Genomic DNA, 17494 nt, shown 5'->3' on the forward strand with positions numbered 1-17494 from the left:
GTGTTTGCACCCTCTCCCGTGGGAGAGGGACGGGGTGAGGGCATCAGGCCGCAGGGTCTTGCTCTCACCTTTTTATTTTCATTCCTCCCACCTCTCACGCTTTTTTTCTTCTTCTCTGCTGCGATAATTACCCTAATGGCTTTGCAGAGGAAAACACTATGGATTACGAATTTCTGCGCGACATCACCGGAGTGGTGAAAGTGCGTATGTCGATGGGCCACGAAGCCGTTGGACACTGGTTTAACGAAGAGGTGAAAGAAAACCTCGCACTTCTTGATGAAGTTGAACAGGCGGCAGATACGGTGAAAGGCAGTGAACGTTCCTGGCAGCGTGCCGGACATGAATACACGCTGTGGATGGATGGCGAAGAGGTGATGGTGCGCGCCAACCAGCTCGAGTTTTCAGGTGACGAGATGGAAGAGGGAATGAGCTACTACGACGAAGAAAGCCTGTCGATGTGCGGCGTAGAGGACTTCCTTCAGGTGGTGACGGCGTACCGAGACTTTATGAAACAGAAATAACAGACCGGAGCATCCCTGCTCCGGCTTGCTTTTACACGGCCGGAATATTGCGGCCGTAGTAGATCTCGCGCATCTCTTTCCAGAGCAGGTCAGTGATCGCCTTACGCTCTTCTTCGCTCAAATCTTCCGGCTTCGTGTGGAACATATAGTGCTTAAGGTCGAACTCTTTCAGTAACATCTTGGTATGGAAGATGTTTTCCTGATACACGTTCACGTCCATCATGTCGTACAACGATTTCATGTCGTCGGACATAAAGTTCTGAATAGAATTGATCTCGTGGTCGATGAAGTGCTTCATGCCGTTGATATCACGGGTAAAACCACGCACGCGATAATCAATCGTGACGATATCCGATTCCAGCTGGTGAATTAAATAGTTCAGCGCGTTAAGCGGGGAAATCACGCCGCAGGTCGATACTTCGATATCGGCGCGGAACGTACACAGCCCGCCTTCCGGATGGCTTTCCGGGTAGGTGTGAACGCAGATATGGCTTTTATCAAGGTGCGCAACAACCACTTCCGGCAGCGGGCCCGGATGTTCAGTTTTGTCGATAAGCTTCGGATCGACCGGCTCTTCGCTGACCAGTATGGTCACGCTGGCGCCCTGGGGTTCATAATCCTGGCGGGCGATATTCAGGATGTTTGCGCCGATAATTGAGCAGGTCTCTGACAGGATCTCGGTCAGACGGTTGGCGTTGTAGAGTTCATCGATATAGGCGATGTAACCATCGCGTTCTTCCGCTGTTTTGGCATAGCAGATATCGTAAATACAAAAACTCAGGCTTTTGGTCAGGTTGTTAAAGCCATGCAGTTTAAGCTTTTTCAATTAGCTCACCCCCTTTGTGGATAATGCATCTTGCAGGTATTGCGGCAACGCAAACGCAGCGGTATGTACGGCCGGATTGTAGTATCGGCACTGCAGACCGGCCTGGTGGAAGCGGGCCTGGATAATTTCGGTGGAGAGATGGCGCAATACGTCGTTGTCCGTTGCCCACGCGAAGGTCATGATCCCGCCGTAGTACGTCGGAATGGCGGCCTGATAGAAGCTGACATCGCCAAAATAGGTGCTCAGCTTGCGATGGCTGTCGATCGCTTCATCCTGCTGCAGGAAGCAGACGCCATTTTGTGCGACAAAGATCCCGCCAGGGTTCAGGCAGCGCTTGCAGCCTTCGTAGAAGGAGGAGGTAAACAGCGACGCGCCGGGGCCGATCGGGTCGGTACAGTCGGAGATAATGACGTCAAACGTTTGGGTAGTCTGGTTAACGAAGTTAACACCGTCATCAATCACCAGGTTAAAGCGCGGATCGTCATAGCTACCGGCATTGTGGTTGGGCAGGTACTGGCGGCAGAAAGAGACCACGCCCGCATCGATTTCCACCATGGTGATGGTTTCAATGGACCGATGGCGGGAAACCTCACGCAGCATTGCGCCGTCGCCACCGCCGATAATCAGGACATGCTTCGCATGACCGTGCGCCAGCAGCGGAACGTGGGTCATCATCTCATGATAGATAAACTCATCCCGCTCGGTCGTTTGCACGACGCCGTCCAGCGCCATGACGCGGCCAAAGGCGGCATTCTCGAAGATGATCAAATCCTGGTGGTCGGTTTTCTCATGATAGAGCACGTTATCAACGGCAAAGTACTGACCAAACTGGTCATGCAGTGTTTCATGCCACAACGTGTGGTCGGCCATATGCAGACTCCTCCTGTGTTAACATCCGTTACACTCTCAAAAAATGAGCGAAACATGATAGCTAACTATAACCGTGGTTGCACGGCTATAGGCTCAACAAGGGGGCGTCGGGAAGGTTATTTCACGTAGGCGAGCAGGCTGAGTGAATCGCGAGCCAGCGCTTTGCATTTTTTTGCAGTGGGAATACCAATGCCGCTTAGGTCACGGTAGCTGTCTTCGCCGAGCGCCTTCATGTCGAAGCTGTCGTAATTGGTGAGATCCCACTGGTTCTGCTGGGCAAAAAAGACCAGCGCGCGGCGAATTTGCCCGTTGGGTAAATTTTGGTAGCCACAATCATTTTTCAGGAATACAAAAACCGCCGTTAAATCGGCCATATCTTCCGCTTCATTTTCACTTAGCGCATAGCTGTTCGCACACATTGCCATCAGGCTACCGAACAAAATTGTCCTGAAAAACGTCTTCATTGCTTCTACCACTTCTTCACGGAAAATTAACGTTAGCATACTTGATGCCGGTGCGACGATCTTTATTATTGCCGCTTTACTTGACCTTCCGGTAAGGGGAGGGTTTATGCTCAAAAGATCGCCTGCTGGAAATAAGGAAATGCACATGCAACGCCGTGATTTTTTGAAATATTCCGTTGCGCTGGGGGCTGCCAGCGCATTACCACTCTGGAGCCGCGCGGTTTTCGCCGCTGACAGGCCGGCCTTACCCATCCCTGATTTACTGACCGCTGACGCCCGTAGCCGTATCCAGCTTGTTGTTCAGTCCGGCAAAACGGCGTTTGGCGAGCACAACGCCACGACGTGGGGCTATAACGGTAATCTGCTCGGTCCGGCGCTTCAGTTACGTCAAGGGAAAGCGGTGACGGTGGATATTCACAATACGCTCGCCGAAGAGACGACGCTTCACTGGCACGGGCTGGAAGTGCCGGGCGAGGTGGATGGCGGGCCGCAGGGCATCATCAAAGCGGGCGGCACGCGCAGCGTCACCTTTACGCCCGAGCAGCGTGCAGCCACCTGTTGGTTTCATCCGCATCAGCATGGTAAAACCGGCCATCAGGTAGCGATGGGGCTGGCGGGGCTGGTGCTGATTGAAGACGACGAAAGCCGCCTGCTGCGCCTGCCTAAACAGTGGGGCATCGACGACGTGCCGGTGATTGTGCAGGACAAGAAATTCACCGCTGACGGGCAAATTGACTACCAGCTGGACGTCATGAGTGCGGCGGTCGGCTGGTTTGGCGACACGCTGCTGACCAACGGTGCTATTTATCCTCAACATGCCGCACCGAAAGGCTGGCTGCGTCTGCGCCTCCTCAACGGCTGTAACGCACGCTCCCTCAATTTCGCCGCCAGTGATAATCGTCCCCTGTACGTGGTTGCCAGCGACGGGGGGCTGCTGCCCGAGCCGGTGAAGGTAAACGAGCTACCGATGCTGATGGGGGAACGTTTTGAAGTGCTGGTGGATATCAGCGACGGCAAAGCGTTCGACCTGGTGACGCTGCCGGTCAGTCAGATGGGGATGGCGGTTACGCCCTTTGATAAGGCGCATCCGGTGCTGCGCATTCAGCCGTTGCTGGTGACCGCTTCCGGCACGCTGCCGGATAGCTTAACCACCCTGCCAGCACTCCCCTCGCTTGACGGGCTTACGCAACGCAAGCTGCAGCTCTCCATGAACCCGATGCTCGACATGATGGGCATGCAGGCGCTGATGGCGAAATATGGCGATAAGGCGATGGCGGGGATGCACCACGGGCAGATGATGGGCCATATGAATATGGACCACGGCAAAATGGGCGGCATGGGGAACATGAACCACGGCGAGCATGGCTTTGATTTCCACAACGCCAATATGATCAACGGCAAAGCGTTCGACATGAACACGCCGATGTTTGCTGCCGCGAAAGGGCAGTTTGAACGCTGGGTGATTTCAGGCGAAGGGGACATGATGCTGCATCCGTTCCATATCCACGGTACCCAGTTCCGCATTCTCTCCGAGAACGGTAAGGCCCCTGATGCGCACCGCGCGGGCTGGAAGGATACGGTGAGAGTGGAAGGCGGTGTCAGCGAGGTGCTGGTGAAATTTGACCACGACGCGCCGAAGGCGTTTGCCTATATGGCGCACTGCCACCTGCTGGAGCATGAGGATACGGGGATGATGCTTGGTTTTACTGTTTAAAACAGTGCGGCCTGATGCCCTCACCCTGGCCCTCTCCCACGGGGAGAGGGAACAGACACAAAAACGGCAACCGAAGTTGCCGTTTTGCATTTATTTTGCGTCGTCCGGCAACGCATACGCGACAATATAGTCGCCCATCTTCGTGCCAAACGAACCGTGACCACCGGCAGAGATGACAACGTACTGCTTGCCATTCACTTCATAGGTCATCGGCGTAGCTTGTCCACCGGCTGGCAGACGGCCTTGCCACAGTTTTTCACCGTTGGTCATGTTGTACGCGCGCAGGTAGTTATCTGCGGTTGCCGCGATGAACAGCACGTTACCGGCGGTGGAAATCGGGCCACCCAGCATTGGCATACCCATATTGAACGGCACTGGAACCGGCATCGGGAACGGCATGCTGTCCTGCGGGGTACCAATACGTTTTTTCCAGACTACCTGGTTAGTTTTCAGATCCAGACCGGAGATATAACCCCAGGCAGGCTGTTTACACGGCAGACCAAACGGAGACAGGAACGGGTTCAGCGTCACGCCAAACGGTACGCCGTACTGCGGCTGAATGCCGGCTTCGGTACCGCTGCCTTTCGCGTCTTTCGGCTGCTCCATTGGGTTACCTGGACCACGTGGGATCAGGCGGGATACGAACGGCAGGGCCATTGGGTTGGCAATCGCGACCTGACGGTTAGGGTCAACGGAAATGCCGCCCCATTCGAACATCCCCAGGTTACCCGGGAAGACCAGCGTGCCCTGTTCAGAAGGCGGTGTGAAGATGCCTTCATAGCGCAGCTGGTGGAACATCACGCGGCACACCAGCTGGTCAAACATCGTGGCGCCCCACATGTCTGCACCGCTGAGATCTTTCTTCGGACGGAAGCTCAGATCGGAGAACGGCTGGGTTTTGCTGACGTAATCGCCTTTAGCCGCGCCCTGCGGAACCGGTTTTTCCGGTGCAGGCACGACCAGTTTACCGTTGCTGCGATCCAGGACGAAGATGTTACCCGTCTTCGCCGGCGCGTAAATCACCGGTACGGTTTTGCCATCAACGGTAATGTCCGCCAGCGTCGGCTGGGACGGCATATCCATATCCCACAGATCGTGGTGAACGGTCTGGTAGCTCCATGCCAGCTTACCGGTGGTCGCATTCAGCGCCACGATAGCGCTCGCATAACGTTCCTGCTCCGGTGTGCGGTTACCGCCCCAGATATCTGGCGTGGTCACACCCATTGGCAGGTAGACCAGGTCCAGCTTCGCGTCATACGCCGCTGGCGCCCAGGAGTTTGGCGAGTTAAAGGTAAAGGTGTGTTCATCGGACGGGATCGCGTTTGGATCTTTCGCGCCTGGGTCGAAGGCCCACAGCAGTTTACCGGTGTTCACGTCGAAACCACGAATAACGCCAGAGGTTTCGCGGGTGGAGAAGTTATCCGTTACCGAACCGGCAATCACGATAGTTTTATCGGTGATGATTGGCGGAGAGGTTGGCTCATACAGGCCCGGCGTGGTGTCCGGCATGTTGGTCTGCAGGTTCAGGATACCTTTGTTCGCGAAGGTTTCGCACAGCTTGCCCGTTTCGGCATTGATGGCGAAGAGACGGCCATCGTTCACCGGCAGCATGATGCGGCGAGGACAGTCGGCCACCACGTCAGGGCTCGCATTATCGGCGCGCGCTTCGTGGTAGGAGACGCCACGGCAGGTGACATGCTGGAAGGACGGGTTGGAGTTCAGCTGCGGATCGAAGTGCCATTTCTCTTTACCGGTGGCCGCGTCGAGCGCGAACAGACGCTGGTGCGCCGTACACAGATAGAGCATGTTGCCGACTTTAATTGGCGTCACTTCGTTGGTCAGTTCACCCGGATCGTTCGGCATCTTCACATCGCCGGTACGGAATACCCAGGCTTCTTTCAGGTTCTTAACGTTGTCCGCGTTGATCTGCTTCAGCGGTGAGTAACGTTGGCCTTCCTGGTTACGACCATAGGCCGGCCAGTCGCCGTCAGCAACCTGGGAGATGGCCGCCGCAGGTGTGGATTCCGCGTTCAGCGTACCGTTGATCTCCTGCGGGTCGTTAAAGCCAGCCCAGGTGAGAATACCGCCGCTGATGAGCAGGGCCACCACCAGCGCCGCAACGGCACCGCTGGACGGCACAATCAGGCGACGCCAGACGAACGGCAGGATCAGCCAGATACCGAAGAAGACCAGAATGTCGCTGCGTGGCGTCAGTGCCCAGAAGTCGAAACCGACTTCCCAGACGCCCCAGATCATGGTTGCGAGGAGTAATGCAGCATACAGCCACAGTGCGGATTGTTTTCTACGCCAGAGCAGGACGGTTACGCCAAGCATAACCAGGCCCGCAACGGGGTAGTACCAGGAGCCGCCAATTGCGACCAGCCAGACGCCACCGATTAACAGGTATAAGCCGCAGAAGGCGGCGAATAACGCTGTTAGTGTCACCAGTAGACGCGGCTGTTTAGAGTTTGTTTCAGCCATAGAAAGTGTACTCGTCAGTTTTTGTTAATAATTTGCTAGCAACTAATTATAGGTATTAACAAGTGTGATCGGAATCACAAAATTTGCTTTTTATAACTCATGCGCCAGGCTTGGCCATTTGCTGATATAATGGCTGGCTTGCGTATCGATGCCGGAGATGAACTCACTGGCATTGAGAGATTTTCATTAAAATCATGTGGTTAGTAATATGAAACATACTGTTGAAGTGATGATCCCGGAAGCCGAGATCAAAGCGCGTATCGCCGAACTGGGTCGTCAAATCACCGAACATTACAAGGACAGCGGCAGCGAAATGGTGCTGGTCGGTCTGTTGCGTGGCTCTTTCATGTTCATGGCAGACCTGTGCCGTGAAGTGCATGTGCCACATGAGGTCGATTTTATGACCGCCTCCAGCTACGGCAGCGGCATGTCCACCACCCGTGATGTGAAAATCCTGAAAGATCTGGATGAAGATATTCGTGGCAAAGATGTGTTGATCGTTGAGGACATTATCGACTCCGGCAACACCCTTTCAAAAGTGCGCGAGATCCTGAGCCTGCGTGAGCCAAAATCTCTGGCTATATGCACCCTGCTGGATAAACCTGATCGCCGTGAAGTGCAGGTGCCGGTCGAGTTCGTGGGCTTCTCCATTCCGGACGAATTCGTCGTCGGTTACGGCATTGACTACGCGCAGCGTTATCGTCATCTGCCGTATGTTGGGAAGGTTGTGCTTCTGGACGAGTAGTGCGGCCTGGTGCCCTCACCCCAGCCCTCTCCCACAGGGAGAGGGAGAAAACCCCTGCTTTATTTATGGTTCACATGCTTAAGCTTGAGGTTGGCAATTCCTGAACGGTAACGCTGCTCCAGCGTTTCGCGGTTGGTGGCGGTGACTTCCAGATTGCGCAGCAGGCCGTCGTGAATACCGTACGCCCATCCGTGGATAGAGACCTTCTGTCCGCGCTTCCACGCCGACTGCATGATCGTTGAATGGCCCAGGTTATAGACCTGCTCCATCACGTTGAGTTCGCAAAGGGTATCCATGCGACGCTCCTGCGGCATTTCGCCCAACAGTGAGCTATGTTTGAACCAGATATCGCGGATGTGCAGCAGCCAGTTATCAATGAGCCCCAGCTCCGGATTTTCAACCGCCGCCTGCACGCCGCCGCAGCCATAATGGCCGCAAATAATGATGTGCTCGACTTCCAGAACGTCAACGGCATACTGAACAACAGAAAGACAGTTAAGATCGGTGTGAATGACCAGGTTGGCGACATTACGGTGAACAAACAGTTCGCCGGGCTCGAGGCCGGTCAGACGCTCCGCCGGTACGCGGCTGTCGGAACATCCAATCCAGAGAAAGCGTGGGTTCTGAGCCTGCGCGAGTTTTCCAAAAAATCCGGGGTCTTCCTCCACCAGCATTTTTGACCATAGTGCATTGTTGCTGATGAGTGTATCTATGTTGTTCATGGAGGTTAGCGACCTGTAACCGAGTAATTGCGTTGCGCTACTATAGGGTAACCCGACTTTTAATGAAACCACACAACGCGTGTAAGAACTGAAGGTAAGTGAATTTCATGGCAATTGCACTGGAGCTTGAGCAGCTTAAAAAAACCTATTCGGGCGGCGTTCAGGCGCTACGCGGGATAGATCTTAAAGTAGAGGCCGGCGATTTTTATGCGCTTCTGGGGCCGAACGGGGCGGGGAAATCGACCACCATTGGTATTATCAGCTCGCTGGTCAATAAAACGTCCGGCAGGGTAAGCGTCTTTGGTTACGACCTGCAAAAAGATGTAGTAAACGCCAAGCGCCAGCTGGGGCTGGTACCGCAGGAGTTCAACTTCAACCCGTTCGAGACGGTGCAGCAAATCGTCGTTAACCAGGCGGGCTATTACGGCGTTGAGCGTAAAGAGGCCCTGGAGCGTAGCGAAAAATATCTCAAGCAGCTCGATCTGTGGGAAAAGCGCAACGAGCGTGCGCGCATGTTGTCCGGCGGCATGAAGCGCCGCCTGATGATTGCTCGTGCGCTGATGCACGAGCCAAAACTGCTGATCCTCGATGAACCGACTGCGGGTGTGGATATCGAATTGCGTCGTTCCATGTGGGGCTTCCTGAAGGACCTCAACGACAAAGGCACCACCATTATTCTGACCACCCACTATCTTGAAGAGGCTGAAATGCTGTGCCGCAACATCGGCATTATTCAGCACGGCGAGCTGGTGGAAAACACCTCAATGAAGAATCTGCTCTCCAAGCTGAAATCAGAAACCTTCATTCTCGATCTGGCGGCAAAAAGCCCGCTACCGAAGCTCGAAGGGTACCAGTATCGTCTCGTCGATACCTCGACGCTGGAAGTGGAAGTGCTGCGCGAGCAGGGGATTAACAGCGTGTTCTCGCAGCTGAGCGCGCAGGGTATTCAGGTCTTAAGTATGCGTAACAAAGCGAACCGACTGGAAGAGCTGTTTGTCTCTCTGGTGCACGATAAACAAGGAGACAAGGCATGACGCATCTTTACTGGGTCGCGCTGAAAAGTATCTGGGCAAAAGAGATAAACCGTTTTATGCGTATCTGGGTGCAAACCCTGGTACCGCCGGTTATCACGATGACGCTCTACTTCATTATCTTCGGTAACCTGATTGGTTCCCGAATTGGTGAAATGCACGGCTTTACCTATATGCAGTTTATCGTGCCGGGCCTGATCATGATGGCGGTGATCACCAACGCCTATGCCAACGTGGCGTCGTCATTCTTTAGCGCCAAGTTCCAGCGCAATATCGAAGAGCTGCTGGTCGCGCCTGTGCCGACGCACGTCATTATTGCCGGCTATGTTGGCGGCGGCGTGGCGCGCGGGCTGTGCGTGGGGATCCTGGTTACGGCGATTTCGCTGTTCTTTGTCCCGTTCCAGGTGCACTCGTGGCTGTTTGTGGCGCTGACGCTGCTCCTGACGGCAATCCTGTTCTCGCTGGCCGGCCTGCTGAACGCCGTATTCGCCAAAACGTTTGACGATATTAGCCTCATCCCGACTTTCGTGCTGACGCCGCTGACCTATCTCGGCGGGGTGTTCTACTCCCTGACGCTGCTGCCGCCATTCTGGCAGGCGCTGTCGCACCTGAACCCGATTGTGTACATGATCAGCGGTTTCCGCTTTGGCTTCCTCGGGATTACCGACGTGCCGCTGTTTACCACGGTGGCAGTGCTGGTGGTGTTCATCATCGCTTTCTACCTGCTGTGCTGGTATCTGATCCAGCGCGGACGCGGTCTGCGCAGCTAACCTTCTGCCCGGCGACATTCTGTTTGCCGGGCACTTTTCTTTGATAGTTATCACCAAAAGCCAATCTTCACTCCGCTAAACTACTTGCCTGCTAAGGAGAAAGTTATGCTGGGATGGGTTATCACCTGCCACGATGAACACGCGCAGGATATGCTGGACAAGCTTGAAGCCAGATTTGGCCCGCTGGTGCAATGCCGGGCGGTAAATTACTGGCGTGGGTTAAGCACCAACATGCTGAGCCGAATGATGTGCGATGCCCTGCATGAGACTGACACGGGTGATGGCGTGATTTTTCTTACCGATAAATCGGGCGCGGCACCTTACCGCTCAGCCGCGTTGCTAAGCCATAAGCATGCGTGCTGTGAAGTGATCTCGGGCATCAACTTCGCTCTGCTGGCGTTAATGTATCCACAGCGTGAATCATTAAGCAGCGCTGAGTTTCGTAATGCCATCGTGGCGCAGGGCGTTCCGGGCGTCAGCAGCTTGTGGCATCAGCAGCAAAAAAATCCTCCCTTTGTCCTGCTCCATGACTTGTATAAGAATTAAACATTGGTATTGATGTCTCATTTGTTACAATAGCGGCAGTTTCCCGCACCGATTAAGACACCATGTTGCCGCGTATTCTTTTCTTGCTTTTGATGCTCACTTCCGGCGTCAGCTCAGCCAGTTTACTCAGTCAGCAAACGCTGCCCGCCCAGTATATGCAAACCACTGAAGATGCGGTCATCTGGGCGCAGGTGGGGAACAGTGTGATCAACGTTGGCAACGTGCGCGCCGGGCAGATCCTCGCCGTTGTGCCCGCGGCGGCGGACTACTACGAATTTCGCTTCGGTTTTGGTACGGGCTTTATCGACAAAGGGCACCTGGAGCCGGTTCAGGGGAAACAGCGCGTCGAGGACAGCCTTGGGGATCTCAATAAACCCCTAAGCAATCAGAACCTCATTACCTGGAAAGACACGCCAGTGTATAACGCGCCTTCCAGCGGAAGTGCACCGTTCGGCACATTAAGCGCGAATCTTCGCTACCCGATCCTGAACAAACTTAAAGACCGTCTGAATCAGACCTGGTTCCAGATCCGCATCGGCAACCGCCTGGCGTGGGTCAGTAGCCTGGATGCCCAGGAAGATAACGGGATCCCGGTTCTGACCTACCATCATATTCTGCGTGATGAAGAGAACACCCGTTTTCGACATACCTCCACCACGACCAGCGTGCGCGCGTTCAACAACCAGATGGCCTGGCTGCGCGATCAGGGGTATACCACCCTGACGATGTATCAGCTGGAAGGGTATGTGCGCAATAAACTGAATCTGCCTGCCAAATCGGTGGCGATCACCTTTGATGACGGGCTGAAATCCGTAAGCCGCTATGCGTATCCGATCCTGAAAGAGTACGGCTTTAACGCCACGGCGTTTATTATCTCGTCCCGTATTAAGCGACATCCGCAGAAGTGGGATCCTAAATCGCTGCAGTTTATGAGCGTTCAGGAGCTGAAGGGCATCCAGGACGTGTTTGACATTCAGTCCCATACGCACTTCCTGCACCGCGTCGATGGTAACAAACATCCGATTTTACTGAGCCGCAGCTACCACGTGATCCTCTTCGATTTTGAACGTTCTCGTCGGGGGCTGGCGCAGTTTAATCCGCGCGTGCTGTATCTCTCTTATCCCTTTGGCGGTTACGACAGCAAAGCGATAAAAGCAGCGAACGATGCCGGTTTTCACCTGGCGGTGACAACGGTAAAAGGGAAGGTCAAACCGGGGGATAATCCGTTCTTACTGAAACGTCTGTATATTTTAAGAACGGATTCGCTGGAAACGATGTCGCGGCTGATCAGCAACCAGCCGCAGGGGTAAATTACTCGTAGGTAAACTGCAGTGTGCCGATGGTGCTGAACTGACCTGAGGTGACTTTTTCTGTGTCAGATTTCACCAGGCGAGCGCTTAACGCTACGCTGAACGCCGCGATACTTCTGTTCTCATTTAAGACAAAGCTGTTGGTTGAGTTAGGCACTGCCTGAATAGCGTTCGGCCATTTCAGGAACGCCCCGACACCTTTTGCGGCATTTGAGGTAGCGGTGTTGGCGAGTAGCGTGCCGTCACTGCCCGTTGTCTTACTGGTGCTCAACTTCATGGTAATTTGGCGGGTATTGGTGCAGTTACCGGACACGGTCACAAGCTTGCTTAGCGTATAGTCGTTCTCCAGATCGGATGCATCATACGTCCCTAAATCCACGCTTTTAGGCGCCGTGACCGCACAGGTAGGTAATTCTATTGGTGTCGTGAAGGCCATATTGGCTATGGTGATGGTCGGTTTGGGATGATCCTCCTCAGTTTCATTTGGATCCCCAATGGTAAATTTACCAATAGTTCCCCCGGCAGGGCCAATAGATACAACGTTTGCAGGTATACCGGCAAAGCTGGGAAGCTGATAGAATTCGACCGCGGCCTCCCAGGTCTGGAGTTGCAATAATTCATCCTGATCGTTCATATGCAGCGTAAGAAACCAGGTTGTATTAGGCGCAAAATAGGCCGTGACGCCTGTTCCTTTTGTGCGAAAAGCCAGTGCATAAGCAATGCCAGTGACATTGGTTTTGAATAAGGCTTTACCATCAACGCTACCCACCTGCAGGCTGGCCTGTGTTAGGGTGAAGATATTCTCACCATCATTTCCAGCGTCGCACGTACTTCTTAACAACGGGCTCAGGTCAAGCGGATAAAGCGCACTGATGCTAGTGGGAGCGCTCACGTTATCCATTGTCTTCAGCGTCGGTTTTGCGCCCGTAAAATCGCCGACGGATCGTGTGTCGCTACTGTTAACCTGACACTCCACGGCTGCACTGGTGTCAAAGGCGCTCAGTGTTAAAAGTACAAATAACGCCATTAAGCGCTTGGAACGTGGGAAAGCTATTGTCCCAGGACTGTGTGCCATTGTTATTCCTTGTGGCGATGCCTGTTAGTTATATGTCACGCTGACCACTACGCGCGCCGTGACTTTTCCTGCACTGACCGGGCCGTAATTTTGATAGCGTGCGTAAAACGAATAGTCTTTCAAATAGCTCTGCTGATCTGAAGGCGTGGCGATGCCCATTACCACATCAGACTGACCATTGCTGTCGAGTACGTTTTGGTTATTGGATTCTGAAAAAATAACAATACCCACGTTCTCCGCGCCGCCCGCGAGGGCAGGCGTTTCATTGTTGAATATCTGTTTTGAGATCCCATCGGTTTGGGCGGTCTGCGGCTTAAAGGAGAAGTGCAGCGCTTGCCCGAACCCGGACTGATCCCCGCTACAGTTGACGACCTGCACCGCAAAGCGCGTTCCTCCGGCAGGATCGGCTGGCTTAAGACGATCGCTGCCGTCCGCCGTATAAAACCACGGCTTTCCGACCGTTGGCAGCGTCACGTTTCCACTTTCAGGGATACTAACCTGGCACGTATTGTTGATGATGTTTGCCGTCATATCCATTTCCAGGTTTGAAGCCAAACCTGCTGTGGGAAATCCCAGACAGAGGGCGAGCCATGACATTGCATTTTTTACGAGTAAGCGGGACTGGAACATCCTGTATAAGCTACCTGTCTGAATAAACATTATTGATAGGTTACGGTAAACGTCACTGGCGCACTGACCGAACCCGTGGTCACGTCAGAAATCGTTTTATCTTTCGCGATAACGATGCGCGCATCCATTTCAAAATCACCCGACCCGTTAGACAGGTTGAGGTTAGAAATGGGGGCAGTGCCGCAGCTCATAAGGGAGCCTGACTCGACAGAACCTTTCCAGATCTCAAAACCGACATCATGTCCGGCGGCATACGACGTCCCATTTTTGGCATTGCCGGTACATGACCCGCCTGCACCCGGCGCGGCCTGAATGGCGGCATTTTTTACCCCGGCACAGTTGGTGAAAGCGATTTTGAAGGCTTCTTGTCGGCTCTGGCTCACCAGGTCGGACTTAAATACGTCGCCAAACGGCAAAATGCTAATGGGGGCTCCGCTGGCATTCTGAATCTCCGCGTTACAGGTTCCTGCCTCAATGGTGGAGGTAAAGGTTGCCTGAACGCTCGTCGTACCCGTAATGGCGCTTAACGCAACGGAAGGCAGGGTGGCAGTTATCGCAAGCACCAGTAATGTCATTTTCATTTTCATATCAACGCTCCGTATTACTGCCGGTTATTCATAGGTGAAATTAAACGTAGCGATACCGCTAAAGTTGCCGGTCGTGCCTTGCCCGCTCGCGGTTTCCACCAGCGTCGCCAGGAGTGAGACTTCCCCTGAACTTATCTCTCCGCTCGACCAGGTGAGGCGCTGACTATCGGTTGTGGAGTTGATGGTGAATGGGGCGTCCGGAGTGGCGGTGCGGGAAATCGCGACGCCAATATGCTCCGCGCTGCCCTCACCAGAGAGTGAGTTCTCAATGGCCGTCACCACAGGACTGGCGTTGCCGCTAATGGTCGTTTTCAGCGCCGCGAGGCTGGAGGGGCAAGAGACCATTTTGAGCTTAAAACTGGTCGTCGCTTTCGCATTTTTCAAAATGATGTAATCCAGGCGTACCTTACCGTTAGTGCCGATGGGAATAACATTGCTGGCACCATCGCCGGTGCCGCCTTCAATTTTCATATCGCAGGTCGTGTCACGAATATTAGCGGTGAAGGTAATATCGAGGTTATCAGCGTATGTGCCCAGGGACAGCGCCATCAGCCCTGAACTCAAAATACGTAATCCTGTTTTTTTCCCAGCTTCAAAAAGCATGTTTTAACTCCCTTTATAATGCTGTGATGTGGCAGGTCTGACCTGTCAGCAGTGTTGTCGGCCCAATCTTTTTCGCATCAGGTGTGATCTGGTAGGAGACGGTACAGGATGTGCCTGGCCCACTTCCCCAGATGATGTTTAGCATTCCTTTATCTTCAATTCCGCGGATCCAGGCTTGCCCAGCCTGGCCGACGCTACCCACGGATACGCCTTTTTCGGTTTGAACATCTGCACCCAGCGGAATAAACCCGTTATCGTCACGTGCGAGTTCCATTAACACCGAACGCCCTTGATCGGTCTCAAAGTTGACCAGCACAACGGCACCGCTGCGGGGCACCGTGGTGGAACGGGTATTTTTCACTTCAACATCAGAGCGCATATCACTGATATCCAGACCGACGCTGTTTTCACGGTAGGCTGACAGATAGGGCATCAAGGCATAGCCTGAGGAGCCGATTTCACCGTTACCGATAGAGACGCGGGCGCCTTCAGCCCCCTCTGCCTTAATCAACGCGAGCGTATCGCTTTCGCTGATGCTGCCGGGCGCGAGAGTCACGCCACCCGCGTGCAGAATCATCCCGCCGCTGTAGCTGGCAGAATATTGTCGCGTATCGTCATCCGATGCAGAGACGGAAAGGCTCAGCGGTCCGTGCGGGCCGTTATAACTGCCGTAACCACTTAGCTGGTTTAACGTGTCGTCGTTACGCGTGGTGCTCTCCGTAATGCTGTAACTGAAGCGGTTATCTTCGGTGTTGCCGTTGGCACTGGCATTGAAACTTCCGCCCCCTTTGAGATCGCTGCCGATGCCCATGTTGAGCGATGAGAACCCGCCTGCACGCTTACCGTTGCCCATCAGCGTGTCGAATGGAATCGTGAGGTTCAGATAGACACTGTCATCTTTTTCACCGAATTCATCGTAGGTGCGCTGCACGGAGAGGCTATAGCTTCCCCAACTTAAAGAGTGACTGTGGCCAATGGAGTACTGTGCTGATGAACCACTTTCATTCCAGTAGTCCTGCCAGGTTGAGTTGGCATATAGCGATCCCAAATCGAGGTCGGCAATATTCAGCGGTTGGCTGATATTCACCTGGATCTGGTTTTTCATGCGCTGGAAGGTCTGATACACATCGCTGTTATTGCGATTAGGGTTACGCTCCCTGTCGCGGTATTTGATCTCATTGGTTAACGAGGCCGCGTCGCTCAGGCTGAGATAGTCAGACGTTGAAAAACGATAGGCTGCGACGTTGAAAGAGGTATTCGTCTCTTCCATTAGTTTGCTGTAGGAGATGCGATAACTTTCCCCGGTGAGGTGCCGTAAGCCGTCGATCCTGGCATCAGAATGCGTGACGTCAAAGGCGAATGCGCCAATTTGGGTATTCATGGCGATACCTAACAATGCGGCGTAAAAATCGCTGTCGGTGTATTCCAGGCCCGCATACCCCGTGAAGGTATTGGTTAAACCATAATAGCCCGTGGCATATCCCACTTTTGGTTTGTCGCGCAGGCTGTCGTCACGCAGTTCACCCACGCCGACATCCCATCGGGAGTAGCCAGGGCGGAGCATTTGTGCGACTGAGGAATACGCGACAGAGAAGGAACGTTTGCTACCGTCCGTTTCTTCTACGGTCACGATGAGATCGCTCCCGTAACCTGTTGTACTGAGATCCGTGATTTCAAAAGGACCCGGCGGTACGGACGTCTCGTAAATCGTGTTTCCACTTTGGGCGATCGTGACTTTGGCGTTGCTGTTGGCGACCCCCCTGATTACCGGTGCATAGGTGGAGATGCCGTTGGGAAGCATGCGGTCATCGTTATATAAACGCGCTCCGCGCAGGCTAATGGAATCGAAGGCGTCACCACGGGTGTAGGAATCTCCGGCGATAAACTGTGCTTTCAGCGGCGCGATATCACGCTGAAGATAAATGTCCTGACTGGCGTAGTGGGTACCGTCATCCCGATCCCAGTTCAGGTTGCCTCGTGCCCGGAGCCGCCACGGCCCCAGGTTTGCCCCATAGCGTAGACCCGCATAGGCTGTATCAGTGCTGGTGTCAGGCGTGTCTGCATGCCAGCCGTTAAGATCCCAGGAGAGCATTGCCGCCGGGATCCCGTCTTCCCACAGTGAAGGATCAACATATCCCGCCGGACGCTGAATGACGAAAGCCTGAGGAATGGAGAGGTCCAACTCCTGTGTTGAAGGATCGTAAGTCACACGTGAGCCTGGATAAGCGCTCGACAAAGAGACACACGTGGTGTCGGACTCGTCCTTAAGCTGCTCGGTTGTTACATTTGTCTGGGTGAGCAGTTTACGAGTTATACAGGGGGTGGCGCGCGGTGTGCCATTATCTTTAAAGAGAAGATCCGTCGTAACGGAAGTTTTTCCGTTAATAATCACCTTCACCTTATACGTTCCGGGAATTACGGGATTGCCTTGTGAAAAGCGGCTAACGTCAATTGTTGTCCCCGTGTTATAAAGGAACTGATCGTTAAACTGTACGTCTTCTTCGTTATTGTTTTCAGCAGCAAATGCACATAACGGCAATACCGCACTTATTGATAAACATAGTAGCGAACGTCTAAAGTGCATGATCAACTCTGTCCC

17 protein-coding genes are annotated in these 17494 nt (G+C 53.8%); 7 read left to right on the forward strand and 10 right to left on the reverse strand.

Translation table 11 applies throughout. The features are described from left to right. Positions 1–158: 158 nt before the first annotated feature. Positions 159–521 (forward strand): protein YacL, encoded by a 363-nt coding sequence (yacL, locus tag ABR39_RS07275; RefSeq protein ID WP_047346374.1) that lies wholly within the window; start codon positions 159–161, stop codon positions 519–521. A 31-nt stretch (positions 522–552) separates the two neighbouring features. Here yacL and speD read toward each other — a convergent pair whose 3' ends face one another. From speD to ABR39_RS07290, 3 genes are all read right to left on the reverse strand, one after another. Then, the gene (speD, locus tag ABR39_RS07280) at positions 553–1347 is read right to left on the reverse strand and encodes an adenosylmethionine decarboxylase (RefSeq protein ID WP_023334531.1); all 795 of its coding nucleotides are present in this window, start codon (positions 1345–1347) and stop codon (positions 553–555) included. Continuing rightward, positions 1348–2217: a polyamine aminopropyltransferase gene (gene speE, locus ABR39_RS07285; protein ID WP_047346375.1), complete on the reverse strand. Its 870-nt coding sequence runs from the start codon at positions 2215–2217 to the stop codon at positions 1348–1350. A 116-nt stretch (positions 2218–2333) separates the two neighbouring features. Further along, on the reverse strand, positions 2334–2681 hold the full coding sequence (locus tag ABR39_RS07290) for a YacC family pilotin-like protein (RefSeq protein WP_047346446.1): 348 nt from the start codon (positions 2679–2681) through the stop codon (positions 2334–2336). A 145-nt stretch (positions 2682–2826) separates the two neighbouring features. Here ABR39_RS07290 and cueO point away from each other — a divergent pair, with 145 nt between their 5' ends. Next, positions 2827–4395: a multicopper oxidase CueO gene (cueO, locus tag ABR39_RS07295; protein WP_047346376.1), complete on the forward strand. Its 1569-nt coding sequence runs from the start codon at positions 2827–2829 to the stop codon at positions 4393–4395. Positions 4396–4485: 90 nt separating this feature from the next. On the opposite strand, the gene ABR39_RS07300 is transcribed toward cueO, so the two are convergent. Then, positions 4486–6876 (reverse strand): glucose/quinate/shikimate family membrane-bound PQQ-dependent dehydrogenase, encoded by a 2391-nt coding sequence (locus ABR39_RS07300; RefSeq protein ID WP_047346377.1) that lies wholly within the window; start codon positions 6874–6876, stop codon positions 4486–4488. Positions 6877–7084: 208 nt separating this feature from the next. Between ABR39_RS07300 and hpt the strand changes: the two genes are divergently transcribed. Beyond that, a complete protein-coding gene (hpt, locus tag ABR39_RS07305) occupies positions 7085–7621 on the forward strand; it encodes a hypoxanthine phosphoribosyltransferase (RefSeq protein ID WP_008501948.1) in 537 nt (178 codons plus the stop codon). Positions 7622–7680: 59 nt separating this feature from the next. Here the strand turns inward: hpt and can are convergent, their stop codons facing one another. After that, the gene (can, locus tag ABR39_RS07310) at positions 7681–8343 is read right to left on the reverse strand and encodes a carbonate dehydratase (protein ID WP_013095615.1); all 663 of its coding nucleotides are present in this window, start codon (positions 8341–8343) and stop codon (positions 7681–7683) included. Between the two features lie 107 nt (positions 8344–8450). Here can and ABR39_RS07315 point away from each other — a divergent pair, with 107 nt between their 5' ends. The 4 genes from ABR39_RS07315 (at position 8451) to ABR39_RS07330 (ending at position 12000) form a co-directional block, all read left to right on the forward strand. Beyond that, positions 8451–9377, forward strand: coding sequence for an ABC transporter ATP-binding protein (locus ABR39_RS07315; protein WP_047346378.1), 927 nt, complete (start codon positions 8451–8453; stop codon positions 9375–9377). Then, positions 9374–10144, forward strand: coding sequence for an ABC transporter permease (locus tag ABR39_RS07320; protein ID WP_023334536.1), 771 nt, complete (start codon positions 9374–9376; stop codon positions 10142–10144). The genes ABR39_RS07315 and ABR39_RS07320 overlap by 4 nt, the downstream gene beginning before the upstream one ends. Positions 10145–10249: 105 nt before the next feature. Beyond that, a complete protein-coding gene (locus ABR39_RS07325; RefSeq protein ID WP_047346379.1) occupies positions 10250–10690 on the forward strand; it encodes a PTS sugar transporter subunit IIA in 441 nt (146 codons plus the stop codon). Positions 10691–10752: 62 nt separating this feature from the next. Next, positions 10753–12000 (forward strand): polysaccharide deacetylase family protein, encoded by a 1248-nt coding sequence (locus ABR39_RS07330; protein WP_047346380.1) that lies wholly within the window; start codon positions 10753–10755, stop codon positions 11998–12000. 1 nt (position 12001) lies between these two features. On the opposite strand, the gene ABR39_RS07335 is transcribed toward ABR39_RS07330, so the two are convergent. From ABR39_RS07335 to ABR39_RS07355, 5 genes are read right to left on the reverse strand one after another with little or no spacing between them, the layout of a single operon-like run. Beyond that, positions 12002–13075: a fimbrial protein StkG gene (locus tag ABR39_RS07335; protein ID WP_047346381.1), complete on the reverse strand. Its 1074-nt coding sequence runs from the start codon at positions 13073–13075 to the stop codon at positions 12002–12004. 24 nt (positions 13076–13099) lie between these two features. Continuing rightward, positions 13100–13735, reverse strand: coding sequence for a fimbrial-like protein (locus ABR39_RS07340; protein ID WP_346417657.1), 636 nt, complete (start codon positions 13733–13735; stop codon positions 13100–13102). Beyond that, positions 13735–14292, reverse strand: a complete 558-nt coding sequence (locus ABR39_RS07345; RefSeq protein ID WP_082132633.1) for a fimbrial protein — start codon at positions 14290–14292, stop codon at positions 13735–13737. The genes ABR39_RS07340 and ABR39_RS07345 overlap by 1 nt, the downstream gene beginning before the upstream one ends. 24 nt (positions 14293–14316) lie before the next feature. After that, on the reverse strand, positions 14317–14895 hold the full coding sequence (locus ABR39_RS07350) for a fimbrial protein (protein WP_047346382.1): 579 nt from the start codon (positions 14893–14895) through the stop codon (positions 14317–14319). 13 nt (positions 14896–14908) lie between these two features. Beyond that, the gene (locus ABR39_RS07355; RefSeq protein WP_047346383.1) at positions 14909–17479 is read right to left on the reverse strand and encodes an outer membrane usher protein; all 2571 of its coding nucleotides are present in this window, start codon (positions 17477–17479) and stop codon (positions 14909–14911) included. Positions 17480–17494 lie beyond the last annotated feature (15 nt).

It is taken from the genome of Enterobacter genomosp. O, assembly GCF_001022965.1.
GTDB lineage: Bacteria > Pseudomonadota > Gammaproteobacteria > Enterobacterales > Enterobacteriaceae > Enterobacter > Enterobacter cloacae_L.